This window comes from Hominiventricola aquisgranensis (assembly GCF_040096225.1).
GTDB lineage: Bacteria > Bacillota > Clostridia > Lachnospirales > Lachnospiraceae > Hominiventricola > Hominiventricola aquisgranensis.
The window spans coordinates 26,265-39,300 of record NZ_JBBMFC010000011.1; the positions used below are offsets into that span (position 1 = coordinate 26,265).

15 protein-coding genes are annotated in these 13,036 nt (G+C 44.6%); all 15 read right to left on the reverse strand.

Annotated features, from left to right (window positions below; translation table 11 throughout):
- Positions 1–34 precede the first annotated feature (34 nt).
- The 15 genes from WMO62_RS07555 to WMO62_RS07625 all read right to left on the reverse strand — a co-directional run bounded on the left by WMO62_RS07555 (position 35) and on the right by WMO62_RS07625 (position 13,032).
- Complete coding sequence (locus tag WMO62_RS07555) at positions 35–634, reverse strand: hypothetical protein (RefSeq protein WP_349144284.1); 600 nt, start codon at positions 632–634, stop codon at positions 35–37.
- Between the two features lie 56 nt (positions 635–690).
- Positions 691–1,128: a hypothetical protein gene (locus tag WMO62_RS07560; RefSeq protein WP_349144285.1), complete on the reverse strand. Its 438-nt coding sequence runs from the start codon at positions 1,126–1,128 to the stop codon at positions 691–693.
- Positions 1,129–1,366: 238 nt separating this feature from the next.
- Positions 1,367–2,143 carry a TraX family protein gene (locus WMO62_RS07565; protein ID WP_349144286.1) on the reverse strand — a complete coding sequence of 259 codons (777 nt, stop codon included), beginning with the start codon at positions 2,141–2,143 and terminating at the stop codon, positions 1,367–1,369.
- Between the two features lie 3 nt (positions 2,144–2,146).
- Positions 2,147–2,470 carry a ribosomal-processing cysteine protease Prp gene (locus WMO62_RS07570; protein WP_118438284.1) on the reverse strand — a complete coding sequence of 108 codons (324 nt, stop codon included), beginning with the start codon at positions 2,468–2,470 and terminating at the stop codon, positions 2,147–2,149.
- Positions 2,467–3,669 (reverse strand): Rne/Rng family ribonuclease, encoded by a 1,203-nt coding sequence (locus WMO62_RS07575; RefSeq protein ID WP_349144287.1) that lies wholly within the window; start codon positions 3,667–3,669, stop codon positions 2,467–2,469. Before WMO62_RS07575 ends, WMO62_RS07570 begins: the two co-directional genes overlap by 4 nt.
- Complete coding sequence (locus WMO62_RS07580) at positions 3,662–4,366, reverse strand: TIGR03936 family radical SAM-associated protein (RefSeq protein ID WP_349144288.1); 705 nt, start codon at positions 4,364–4,366, stop codon at positions 3,662–3,664. Before WMO62_RS07580 ends, WMO62_RS07575 begins: the two co-directional genes overlap by 8 nt.
- Entirely contained in the window at positions 4,356–6,215 is a 1,860-nt protein-coding gene (locus tag WMO62_RS07585) for a TIGR03960 family B12-binding radical SAM protein (RefSeq protein ID WP_118510434.1), read from the reverse strand. Before WMO62_RS07585 ends, WMO62_RS07580 begins: the two co-directional genes overlap by 11 nt.
- Before the next feature lie 72 nt (positions 6,216–6,287).
- A complete protein-coding gene (locus WMO62_RS07590) occupies positions 6,288–6,866 on the reverse strand; it encodes a xanthine phosphoribosyltransferase (protein WP_118438478.1) in 579 nt (192 codons plus the stop codon).
- Positions 6,867–6,974: 108 nt separating this feature from the next.
- Positions 6,975–7,256, reverse strand: a complete 282-nt coding sequence (locus WMO62_RS07595) for a hypothetical protein (protein WP_349144289.1) — start codon at positions 7,254–7,256, stop codon at positions 6,975–6,977.
- Between the two features lie 89 nt (positions 7,257–7,345).
- Complete coding sequence (gene hisIE / locus WMO62_RS07600; RefSeq protein ID WP_349144290.1) at positions 7,346–8,587, reverse strand: bifunctional phosphoribosyl-AMP cyclohydrolase/phosphoribosyl-ATP diphosphatase HisIE; 1,242 nt, start codon at positions 8,585–8,587, stop codon at positions 7,346–7,348.
- A 1-nt stretch (position 8,588) separates the two neighbouring features.
- Positions 8,589–9,176: an imidazoleglycerol-phosphate dehydratase HisB gene (gene hisB, locus WMO62_RS07605; protein ID WP_117496108.1), complete on the reverse strand. Its 588-nt coding sequence runs from the start codon at positions 9,174–9,176 to the stop codon at positions 8,589–8,591.
- A gap of 12 nt (positions 9,177–9,188) precedes the next feature.
- Positions 9,189–10,487, reverse strand: coding sequence for a histidinol dehydrogenase (hisD, locus tag WMO62_RS07610; protein ID WP_349144291.1), 1,299 nt, complete (start codon positions 10,485–10,487; stop codon positions 9,189–9,191).
- Between the two features lie 12 nt (positions 10,488–10,499).
- Complete coding sequence (gene hisG, locus WMO62_RS07615; RefSeq protein WP_117496110.1) at positions 10,500–11,135, reverse strand: ATP phosphoribosyltransferase; 636 nt, start codon at positions 11,133–11,135, stop codon at positions 10,500–10,502.
- Complete coding sequence (gene hisZ / locus WMO62_RS07620; RefSeq protein WP_349144292.1) at positions 11,132–12,376, reverse strand: ATP phosphoribosyltransferase regulatory subunit; 1,245 nt, start codon at positions 12,374–12,376, stop codon at positions 11,132–11,134. The genes hisG and hisZ overlap by 4 nt, the downstream gene beginning before the upstream one ends.
- Before the next feature lie 116 nt (positions 12,377–12,492).
- Positions 12,493–13,032, reverse strand: a complete 540-nt coding sequence (locus WMO62_RS07625) for a Holliday junction resolvase RecU (protein WP_118510568.1) — start codon at positions 13,030–13,032, stop codon at positions 12,493–12,495.
- Between the last annotated feature and the right edge of the window lie 4 nt (positions 13,033–13,036).

Here is a 13,036-nt window from a genome sequence, read left to right on the forward strand (position 1 = left end):
AAGAGTGATCTTATATCATATTGCTCCATTTAATTTATACTAATCGTTTTTTTAATTCTTCAGGCGACATAACTTCAGCAATATCTTCTATATTTCCGATTTTCAACCAAATATCATCTTGTGATGCATTTTCTCTAAAAACTAAAAACCTAAACTCTTGTTGATAGTCAAACAATTTTCTTTTTAAAAAAGAAAATTGTTCCAGACCTTTTGACAATCGTTTCATTATGTTTATATCTGTTGCATCTTCTCCAGAATAATAAAATGCATTTTGACAAGCAAACTCATATTTATCTATATCTGCTCTTTTTCTTATTCTTTCAGTAAAAGCCTCTTCATCTTCAATGACAATCACTTTATTTCCAAACTTACTCATTCTATCCAAATTTTGTTTGGCAAGATTTCTTGAAACGCACATCACATGGTCTTCTTTTCTATTTGGCGTCAAAATCACTTCAATCGGATTTCCATATGGTGTTTCCCAAGCTTTTGATGCAAGTTCTCCATCATGTTTATCACTGCGTCCGATTTCATCCTCTTCCAGTCCTCTATAATATTCTATACATTTAAAAAGCATATTTCCTGAGAGAAATGATTCTATTGCATTTTCATCTAAAAATTTGTAAAAAGACATATCTATTGAGTCCTTTCATTTCAGAATTTCTATTAAAAATTATAACGTACAGCACATCAAAAGTAAACATAAACACCAAAAAGCGTAAACCACTGATGGAATACGCTTTTTGTTATAAACATAGTGTTTCTATTCACCGTCCAAGTATGCTCTTCCTCATTTTCAATACTAAATACATTTGATTTTCCAAACCATTGTTCATCAGCGTAATTATTCATCTTATTGCACAGCCACACTGGCGTAAAAACCTCTGCTTTTTTTCGGGTTCGTTCCTGTTGTTCTTCCATAGCCTTTTCCGTACGTGACTGTAAATCTATCGAATCCAATCCTTTGATAGCCATGACATCAATATGATTTTTATCCTGAAAACCATGTCCTCTTTCAGCATAAGCATCTGTAGCCCAGATGATGTTATTTTTAGTTGTTTTATCCTTCAAAAGAATCTGTAAAGTTGTTCTAACCGGATAAGAATCAAAATCAATTAATTTTTTCATAAACAAGTGTCCTTCTGATATGTATACCTAATTCATATTATAACTATTTTCCCCAATGGCGTCCAATATATTCTATTACAAAAAAGCACACCCTCTTAGCGAGATGCCCTCTCCATATTTCAGGCCATACAAATCGCTATAAGGATGTGCATTATTATGTATTACATTTTTTACTATTCAGCTCGTCTTCTATTGGTTGTCAAGGATACATTTTCTTCATATTTCGATTTTGAGGATCTTATCGATTCACAAAATTTAATACTAGCACAAGCACCAGCATATGAACGGGATAAAACGCATAGCAGATATACTGGAATGGTTTGCTATGATATCCCTGACGGCCACGATACAGCCAGATGGGGATCAGTGCCAATAATGCGAGTCCCTGCTGGCAAACTTCAATTTCTGCTCCGAATATCTGAACAGGATACATCAAACCACCCAGAAGCTCCACATTCAACCAGTAAAGTGCAAGGAACTGCCCTAACAGACACCACCATCTCCGGCCTCGGAAAAAGTAAAAGACAAAGACTGTCAATACACCAACACCATAGTAATCTACCATACACAGAGTCCCGAAAATCATTCCAAATACAACTGTAACGAATGCTGTCAGAACGTATAACCATCTTTTCTGGTTCTTATGTACTGTCTCCATCAGATGAATCCCAAGAAGCCCCATCAGCAGAGTCCAGATCACATTCTGATGAATGGGATAAAACCATGTTCCCCCATACATCAGATCAAATGGAATCTCAGATATCAATGCAAACAGCAGCAATCGAAGCATATATTTTTTTAAGTTATGAGTATGAAAATACCCTTCCACTGTCATAAATGCAAAGACAGGAAATGCAATTCTTCCAATGCAGGTCAGCCAGTCCTGTGCCGGAAGCAAGGTTGCCCAAAGGTGATCCATCAGCATAAAAGTCATAGCAATGATGTGGAGTGCCGCAGCACTGATCTCTATTCTTTTTGCAGATCGATCTGTGGATCCGATAACTATCTTATTCATATCTTATTTTTCCACCATCTCAACTTTGAGATACTCTTCTCCATAGGCTTCCACAATATTGGTAAGGCCAAGCATCAGGGAATCCATCAGAAGCTCGGTGGCTGCTGACAGATCATTGGTAAACTCCCAGCTCTCAATCATGCCGTCCCGACAGTCACAGGTAAATGGATCATCGGTAAACTCCTCAATCGAATTGATCGTATTGATCACCAGTGCAGACACTGCTGCACACACGATATCCGAACCTGCCTCCGCATACATGGCATGTCCATTGATGTGAAAGCTTTTATAATGTCCGTTTTCTTTTTTTGCCTGTACATTGATCATAAGATTCCGCACTCCTTTGCCTGTTCTTTTAATGTTTTCCTCTGTTTTTTCCGGGTCACTTCCATAAGACCCAGAGAAGTAATGTCAACCGCTGCTGCTTTCATTGGATCATACTTTAACTGTTCCCGCATGGTCTCCAGAAGTCTCTGTTCATCCTCCGGATCTTCCATATCAACAAAATCCACAATAATGATACCGGACAGATTACGAAGTCTGAGCTGCCTTGCTGTTTCCTTTGCCGCTTCCAGATTGATCTTCCGGATCGTTTCCTGCTTATTCTTCCCAGTCACACATTTGCCGGTATTCACATCGATCACCGTCAATGCCTCTGTTGGCTCAATAATGAGATAGGCACCGGATTTCATCCACACTTTTGTGGACAACGCCTCATCCATGCCTTTTTCCAGTCTCCATGCTGCCTTCAGCGGGTAACTTCTGTCTTCATAAAATCGAAGCTTATTACAATCTTCCGGCATTTCTTCCTGCAAAAATGCGGACAGCTCTTCATAGATTTTCTTATCATCTGTCAGGATTTCTTTCAGAAAATTGCTTCTGCTTCCCAACACAGAACTTAGATACGCCGGTCTGGCACGCAGCACACAGGAGCAGGCTGTCCTGTGAGTTGCCGGACCTTTCAGATAGGTATACTGTTCCATCAGGCGCACAAATTCTGTATTCAGATCTTCTTCTGCAACACCTGATGCATTGGTTCGGATGATCATGCCCAGATCTTCTGGAAGTTTCTGTTCCTGTCCCCACTGACGAAGTCTTGTCTTCTCCGCCCCTGACAGCTTTCCGGAACAGCCAAGCTTTCCATTTCCGATTGTGAAGACCAGATATTTTCCATTCATACTGATCTTGGTAGTCACCGACGGCTGCTTGGTCTTGACCGCTTCCCGGCTGACCTGAACCAACAGTTCATCCCCCTGCACCAGAGGCTGTCCTTCTTTTTTCGGCTTTGTATAGACCGGTGCTTGTGCATCCTCCAAAGGAAGATAACAAAGCATACCATTCTCGATCTCCACAAATGCTGCCTGAATATTTTTGACAATATTTCTGACTTTTCCGATATATATATTTCCAAGGATGGACGCATGCTCCAGTGGATGCAGCGACAATTCCATCAACTTTCCATCTTCATACAATGCATCCGCGAGCACACCCTCCTGGATGCAGGTGAACAGTCTTGTACTATCCAATCTCTTCCCCCAGTTCTTCCAGTGCAACCAGTTTGCGTTCTGTCTCGCTTCCTTCATCTGCATACATTTCTTTTCTGCAGATCAGCAGAGCAAATGCGGGAATCTCCACACCGGCCCAATCTCCGAAGGCTTTCAGCAGAAGCTCCGGTTTCAAGTTATGAACGCTTCCTGCGGATACTTTCAGGAAAATCGTCCGGTCTTTGATATGATAATCATAGACCCATGGACGGATATCCACTTCCTGCTCACCTTTTTTAGTCTCTTTCATGATACGGATCTCTGGCAGAGCAAGAAACTCTTCCAGCTTCTTTTCCCAGCCTTCTTCCAGTTCATAGCCTTCCCGGAAACGGACTTCATAATCAGCCCCGGCCACACTTGCCATAGCATTTTTGCTATTCTCCGGAAGTTCTCTCCAGCTTAACACTTCGATGCCTTCTGCCATCACCGCATTCAGTCTCTCCACTGCTTCTTTTGAAGACGGAGACTGTTTCACGCTGATATCCATATATTCCCCATCACTCTCAAGTCCAAGCCCCAGAGGAGAAGCAAAAGACATGATCATGTGCGGGCTGAAGCCTTCTGAATAACACATATCTATTTCCGCACGGCGCATAGCCTTCTGAAAATATCTCATTACATCCAGATGTCCGATGAATTTCAGACATCCATGTTTGCTGAAACGGACTCTAATGTTCATAGCAGACACCTCCTCCAAATGTAGCCGCACCGCATCCGGAACATCCCTGTCTGCAGTTGGTCGTAATCTTCTCTTCATGCGCTTTTTTCCATTCCCGGAGCAGGAATTTCTTCGTCACGCCGATATCAATGAAATCCCAGGGGAATACTTCTTCTTCGGAACGCTCTCTGACTGTATAGAAATCAGGATCCACTCCAGTCTGGGCAAATGCTTCCATCCACAGATCATTATGAAAATATTCACCCCAGGAATCAAAGAGACATCCTTTCTCATAGGCACTGCGGATAGCTTTTGCCACCTTCCGGTCACCACGGGCAAGAATTCCCTCCAGCACCGTCACATCCGCTTCATGCCAGTTATATTTGATACTCTTCTTATTCTTCTGCTCCTTGATCTCATGGTTCACCACATAGGCACGATGGAGGAACTCTTCCTTGGTACACATCTGTGCCCACTGGAACGGAGTGAACGGCTTTGGCACAAAGAACGATGTACTTACCACGATCTGGCATTTTCCATTTCTCTGCTCCTTGGGCACCTCATAATACCGCTCAGAGATCTTCTCAGCCAGCCATGCAATCCCTTTCATATCTTCTTCCGTTTCTGTAGGCTGTCCCAGCATAAAATAAAGTTTTACACGGTTCCAGCCGCCCTCAAAGGCCTGTCCGGCTCCATCCAGAATCACTTCTTCTGTCAGACCCTTGTTGATCACATCACGAAGTCTCTGACTTCCAGCCTCCGGTGCAAAGGTCAGACTACTCTTACGAATGTCCTGCACTTTACTCATAACATCCAGAGAAAATGCATCGATTCTTAAAGAAGGAAGGGAAATATTGATTCCCTTGGAGCCGAATTCATCAATCAGGAAATTCACCAGTTCACCAAGCTGGGAATAATCGCTGGAGCTTAAGGAGCTTAAGGAAATCTCCTCATATCCTGTATTTTTCAACATTGCATAAGCTGATTTTTTCAGCATCTCCAGATCACGCTCTCTGGTGGGACGGTACAGCATACCTGCCTGACAGAAACGACAGCCGCGGATACAGCCTCTCTGGATCTCCAGTACCACACGGTCCTGTGTTGCTTTCATATAAGGAACCACCGGTTTCTCCGGATAAAAGGTATTGGTCACATCCATGACGATCTGCTTCTTCACCTTTTCCGGCGCCTCCGGGCAGATCGGTTTCATCTTGGCGATCGTTCCATCCTCCGCATAAGTCACTTCATATAAAGAAGGCACATAGATCCCCGGAATCTGGGCTGCTGCCTTCAGAAAATCCTGACGGCTCTTTCCGCTGTTTTTCCATTCCTTGTAAAGATCCAGCAGGGCAAAATACTGAGTCTCTCCCTCTCCGATATAGAACAGGTCAAAAAACTCTGCCAGCGGCTCCGGGTTATAGGTACAGGGACCGCCGCCGATCACAAACGGATCATCCATGGTACGGTCTTCTGCAGACAGCGGAATGCCTGACAGATCCAGGATCTGCAGAATATTGGTATAACACATCTCATACTGGATTGTAATTCCAAGAAAATCAAATTTCTTCACCGGATCCTGGGATTCCAGTGCAAACAATGGAATCTGTTTCTCTTTCAATACTTTATGAAGATCCGGCCACGGTGAATATACACGTTCACACCAGGTATCTTCTCTTCGGTTAAACATATCGTACAGAATCTGAATACCCAGATGGGACATTCCGATCTCATACACATCAGGGAAACACATAGCAAAACGAATGTCCACCTGATCTTTGTCCTTCATGACTGCATTGACTTCTCCACCAATATAGCGTGCCGGCTTCTCGACAGTCATCAGGATCTCGTCTGATAAAGCTAATTTACGCATAACTCTCCTTTAAGCAAGAGAAGACACCGGTACTTACGGCCGGTGTCTTCCGTATGGTTTTTCTTCTGTTCATTAGTGACGGAAAACAATCTCTCCGGTTGCCGGATCCATGCTTTCCACAATTGCCAGAGACTCCAGCTGATAGCCCTGATCACGAAGGGTCTTTCCGCCGATCTGCCAGCCTTTTTCAACAGCGATTCCGATTCCTTCTACTGTTGCACCAGATTTTTCAATAATCTCGATCAGTCCATTGACTGCGCAGCCATTGGCAAGAAAATCATCAATAATCAGAACATGATCATCCGGACTTAAATATTTCTTTGATACGATCACGTCATAGACTCTCTTATGAGTAAAGGACTCTACTTTAGAGCTGTATACCTCTCCATCAATGTTGATACTCTGTGTTTTTTTTGCAAATACTACCGGCACATGAAAATGTCTTGCCACGACACAGGCAATTCCGATTCCCGATGCTTCAATCGTAAGAATCTTGTTGATCGGTTTGTCAGCAAACAAACGCTTAAATTCTTTTCCCATTTCATCAAACAGTTCAATATCCATCTGATGATTCAGAAAATTGTCCACTTTCAGTACATTTCCTTCTTTTACAATACCGTCTTTTCTAATTCTCTCTTCCAGAAGTTCCATTTCTTTGCATCCTTTGTCCATTGTTATTTTTCAAAAAATGTTATTCATGTCACTTACCGGAGTCAGATTCAGACTCCGAACATTATAGACATTCTAGCATCTGTCACCCTATTCGTAAAGTCCTAATTTTATCAGACAGTCAGAAATCTGACCTTGCAGAATATCTGATTCAACAGCTGCTTCAATCTGATCAGCTGATATATGATAGATTTCCTTTCCTGTCAGACTCATCCATGCAAAAAATCCAAACAGACACAGGCTGATAGTGAACCGGATCTTAAATGTAGTCAGAAAACCGGAGGGTATCTCTTCACCCCGGTTCTGCATATGCAGTTCCTTCGTAGATCTCCCTCCGGTTTCTCTTAATAGCTGTTCTCTGTATGCGCCCATATGCATCACCTCCGTACAATGTATGCATATGTCCCGGCTCTCATTCCGGATCTGCCACTCGTGTGGCCGGCTTTTATACGTACTCTTCTCTAGCGGTTTGCCAGTTCTTCCGTAATATCCTCCCAGGTCACGCCACGCTCTACCATCAGCACCATGGCATGATACAGGAAATCAGACATCTCATACTTGATCTCCTCTGGATCTGGATTCTTGGCTGCGATCACCAGCTCCGTACACTCTTCACCTACTTTTTTCAGAATTTTATCAATTCCTTTATCAAACAGGTAATTGGTGTAAGAACCTTCCTTCGGATGCTCTTTTCTGTCTTTGATGATCTGATATACATTTTCAAAGACTTCCAACGGATTCACATTGTTAAATTCCTTCTTTACCAGATCTCTGTAAAAACAGGTACGGTTGCCTGTGTGGCAGGCAGCACCCACCTGGCTTACCTTTGCAAGAATCGTATCATTGTCACAGTCGATGGACAACTGCTTTACATACTGGAAATGCCCACTGGTCATACCCTTGGTCCACAGCTCCTGACGACTTCTGCTCCAGTATGTCATTCTTCCGAGCTTCAGAGTTGTATAAAAGGCCTCTTCATTCATATAGGCGAGCATCAGCACTTCATCTGTTCTGTAATCCTGTACAACAACCGGCACCAGTCCATCGCTGTTTGGACGGAACTGCTCCCAGGAAAGGCTGCTGACCAGCACATCCATCTGAAGTCCCCGGTCTGCACATTTCTGCTTCAGGGACATAAAATCAGCCACTTCCGTTGAAAAATACGCAGTTGCAATACCATCTGCCCATTTATTGGACAGTACATTGATAATATCCTCATCTGTCGCAGCCGAGCTGACGCTGATCACCGGCATCTTCTCGCCGAACGGACAGCTACTGTCTGAGCCGGACCAGAAGATCATGCTTCCATATTCCGGCAGCTTGTCCGTGTACTGAGCAGCATCCGAGATGCTGAATGCAATCTTTCCCTGTCCGAAACGCTTGGATACCTCTTCGGTCATCTCCACATTACTGGATCTTCCATAATTGAGCACCGCCTTCTGGCAGCCTGCATACAGAATCTTTTTTACATCCTCCACACGACGAATATGACCACCTGCATAGATGGGGATTTCCACCCGGCGTGCCATCTCCTTGAGCAGCAGAATATTTTTCTCATGCTCTTCATCCGAATCAGACAGATCAAAGACAAGGATTGCATCTGCACCATTGTCACTATAGAAGCCAGCGAGCTTCACGCCGTCCTGTCCGTTTACTTTCCCGTTTCTCACCGGCATAACCGGTACTAAATGTTTGATCTTCATCTTATAAACTGCCTTTCGTTGATAATACATCGGTGATTCTCGGATCTACGGACACTGCCATATCCAGTGCTTTGGCAAATGCCTTGAACATAGCTTCACAGATATGATGGCTGTTCGTTCCTGACAACACCTTAAAATGCAGATTCATAGCTGCACTGTAGGAGACTGCGTAGAAAAACTCACTGATGGTCTCTGTATCCAGTTCTCCGATCATCGGTGCAGAAAACACCGCATCTGATACATAATAAGGTCTGCCGGACAGATCCACTGCACACAGCACCAGCGCCTCATCCATGGGAAGGATACAGCTTCCATATCTGCGGATACCCTTTTTGTCCCCCACAGCTTCCTTGATCGCATTTCCAAGAACGATACCCGTATCCTCCACCGTATGATGACAGTCCACATCCAGATCACCGTCCACATAAACATTCAGGTCAAACAGACCATGTCTTGCAAATCCATCCAGCATATGGTCAAAGAATCCGATCCCTGTATCCAGTTCTGCCTGACCGGTTCCATCCAGTTCCAACGTTACACGGATATCTGTTTCTTTTGTATTTCTCTCGATACTTGCTGATCTGCTCATACACCTTCTCCTTTAGTTTTCATCTTCAAAACGCACTGCAATGGAATTAGCATGTGCAGTCAGCTGTTCAGCCTTTGCAAAATACTCGATATCCTTGTGAACACGCTGCAGTGCCTCTCTGGAATAGTAAATGATACTGGATTTTTTGATGAAATCATCCACTGATACCGGAGAAAAGAATCTGGCAGTTCCGTTCGTAGGCAGGATATGGTTCGGTCCTGCAAAATAATCCCCCAACGGCTCACTGCTGTACTCTCCAAGGAAGATCGCTCCGGCATTCTTTACTTTCATCATCACTTCAAAAGGATTCTTTGTCACAATCTCCAGATGCTCGGATGCTATCAGATCAACGGTCTCAATGGCATCCTCCAGTGTCTCTGCCACCAGAATGTATCCATAATTATCCAGTGATTTGCTGATGATCTCTTTTCTGGAAAGGATTTTTACAAATGCATCCACTTCCTCTGACACCTTTTCTGCCAGTTCTTTGCTGGTAGTCACAAGGATCGCACTTGCCATCTCATCATGCTCTGCCTGAGACAGAAGATCAGCCGCCACATATCTTGGGTTGGCGGTCTCATCTGCCAGTACCAGGATCTCGCTGGGACCTGCAATAGAATCGATACTGACAAATCCTGATACAGCTTTCTTAGCCAGTGCCACAAAAATATTTCCAGGACCCGTGATCTTATCAACTTTTGGTATGCTCTCTGTTCCAAATGCCATAGCTGCAATAGCCTGAGCCCCACCTACTTTATAGACTTCATCTGCACCTGCTTCTTTTGCTGCCACCAGCACAGCCGGATTCACTTTTCCTTCTTTATTACATGGCGTACACATCACCACATGTGCCACACCAGCGATCTTCGCCGGAACAATATTCATCAGAACTGAAGACGGATACACTGCTTTTCCGCCTGGCACATAGACACCTGCACTGGCAAGCGGAGTTACCTTCTGGCCAAGCATTGTTCCCTCCGGGGTAGTATCAAACCAGCTGTGCTGCTTCTGCTTCTCATGATACTCACGGATGTTTTTCAGAGACTTGCGGATTGTCTCTACCAGCTGCGGATCAATGGTGTCATAGGCTTCCTGCACTTCTGCCTCTGTCACTTTCACATTAGAAGCATCTACACCTTCCCAGTCAAACTTTCTGGTCAGTTCAAACAGTGTCTGATCTCCTTTTGTCTTTACCCGGTCCACGATTTCCTGTACCGTATCCTGGTACTGTCCATAGTTTCCCGGACTTCTTTTTAACAGGCTGTCCAGCAGATTCTGTCTGGATTCCTTGCTCAGCGTTACGATTCTCATCTTCTCTGCCTCCTATAAGACTGCTTTCAGATCTGCGATCAGCTTGCCGATCCGCTCATTTTCCATCTTCATACTGACCTGATTAACCACCATACGGGCAGACAGCGGGCAAACCTCTTCCAAAACCTGCAGTCCGTTCTCCCTGAGAGTTGATCCGGTCTCCACAATATCCACAATGACCTCTGACAACCCTACGATCGGTGCCAGTTCAATGGAACCGTTCAGTTTGATGATCTCCACTGTCTGATGCTTTCGATTGTAAAAATAATCCTTTGCTATATGCGGGTATTTGGTTGCCACACGGATCAGTTCCTGATGTTCCAGAAGCTCCTTTGCAGATTCCGGTCCGCACACGCACATACGGCATTTTCCATATCCCAGATCCAGCACCTCATACATGCGGCGGCCTTCCTCCAGAATGGTATCCTTGCCGACAATACCAATATCTGCCGCACCATACTCTACATACGTAGGCACATCCGGTCCTTTTGCCAGGAAAAATTTCAGTTTCAGTTCTTCATTTACAAAGATCAGCTTTCTGGTATCCGGGTCTTTCATCTCCTCGCAGGTGATGCCGATCTGTTCAAAAAGCTCCATCGTCTTCTTTGCCAGACGCCCTTTTCCAAGGGCAAAAGTCAGGTATCTCATCTTCTCTCCACTCCCGGTCTCTCAATCTCTTTCAGGGTCTCTGCCACAAAATATCCATCCTTATAGTAACAAAGCTTGGACACATCCCGTTTCTTTGCATAAGCCCGGTAATCGTCAACATTCTTATCCGCATCCATGCAGAGCAGCTCCGTGTCTTCCTGCGTCTGACGGAGCTTTCCTGCACATGCGATCGCGGTCTGCGCTTCTTCCGGATAATATAAGAGAAGAGTCAGTGGACGATTCATGCCCACGCGGATATTCTGACGGTTCAATGCACTTAAGAGCCTGTCTGTCACACAGACAAATCCAATGGCTGGTGCCGGTTTTCCAAAATGATCCATCAATGTATCATAACGACCGCCCTTTGCCACCGCCTCACCGGTTCCGTAGGTATATGCCTGAAAGATGATTCCTGTATAATATTTATATTTGCTTACTACACCCAGATCGAATGTAATATATTTCTCATATCCATAGTACTCCATCAGACGGTAGATCTTCCTGAGCCGGGCAAGCGCAGCCTTGGCATCCGCAGATACCGCACAGCTTTCTGCCCGATCCAGAACATCCACAGATCCAAACAGGTTCGGAATACTTGCCAGTGCCTCTTTCAGCGGATCCGGCAATTCCAGCGGATCCAGGAGCTCTTTCACGCCAAAAATATTTTTATTGGAAATAAATTCCCGAAGTTCCAGTTCCATCTCTTCCGGAAGACCTGCTTCTTTGAGAAGGCTCTGAAAGAAATCCACATGTCCCACACTCACCTGAAACTCTTTAAGACCGGCTTTTAACAGAGATTCCACTACCAGTGCCAGCAGCTCTGCATCAGTCTCCGCACTGCCGTCACCGATCAGTTCAGCGCCCAGCTGCGTAGTTTCCTTTAATCTTCCCTGCAGTTCCGAACTGTTGATAAAGGTATTTGCCATGTAGCACAGCCGGACCGGCATGTCCTCTTCTGTGAAATATTTTGCGACTGCTCTTGCAATAGACGGTGTCACATCAGGCCGAAGCACCAGTGTATTTCCTTCCCGGTCAAAGAATTTGTATAATTCTCTGGACGGTACCGTACCGATCTCACGGCTGAATACATCGAAAAATTCAAATGTCGGTGTCTGAATATCCTCATATCCATAACTCACCAGGACCTGATGAAGCTGATCCTGAATAAACTGCTTGCGGCGGCACTCGCCATTGTAAATATCCCGTACCCCTTCCGGAGTGTGTAATATCTGTTTGTACATCGGGGTTCTCCTTTTGCTTTACTATGGTAAATTGCTAATTCATTAAACAATCGTTATTATACCATGCACGTAGGAATTGTCAACCACGGATTCAAAATCCAAGCTTCAGCGCATGCTCATCTTTCCTGTTCCTGCTCAAGATCCAGACTCAGCGGTTCCAGGAACGGCACCAGATATCCTTTGCTGCTCTCAAAGAAATATGCCGGATCCAGCTCATCCATCCGAAAGCTTTTGCGTCCGCCCTCCTGCGCCCGATTCCAGAATCTCAGCAGCTGACGGATATGTAAATAGTAAAACTTCTGTTCTGATGTAAAATGAATGATCAAAAATGCTTTTCCACCCTGCCGTTCAAAGTCATCCATAAAACGCACCTGATGCTCATGCACATTCTGCATAGGAAATGTGGTCACATCACACTCCTTGGCATCAAAGCAGACCGGAATGCCCTGCACTGCTCCAATATAGTCCACAGTACTTTTCTGATCAAAATACGCAAGCGTAATATGCCGGTGTTCCTTGTCAATCTTGATGGGGGTGATCGGGGTAGGAACCTTCTGGATCAATGCCAGTCCTTTTTCCCGGTATCGCTCATTGGTCCGATTGATCATATCCTCCAGAGTCGAACCTCTCAATCCTCTGGAATTCCAGGTTGCCATAAAG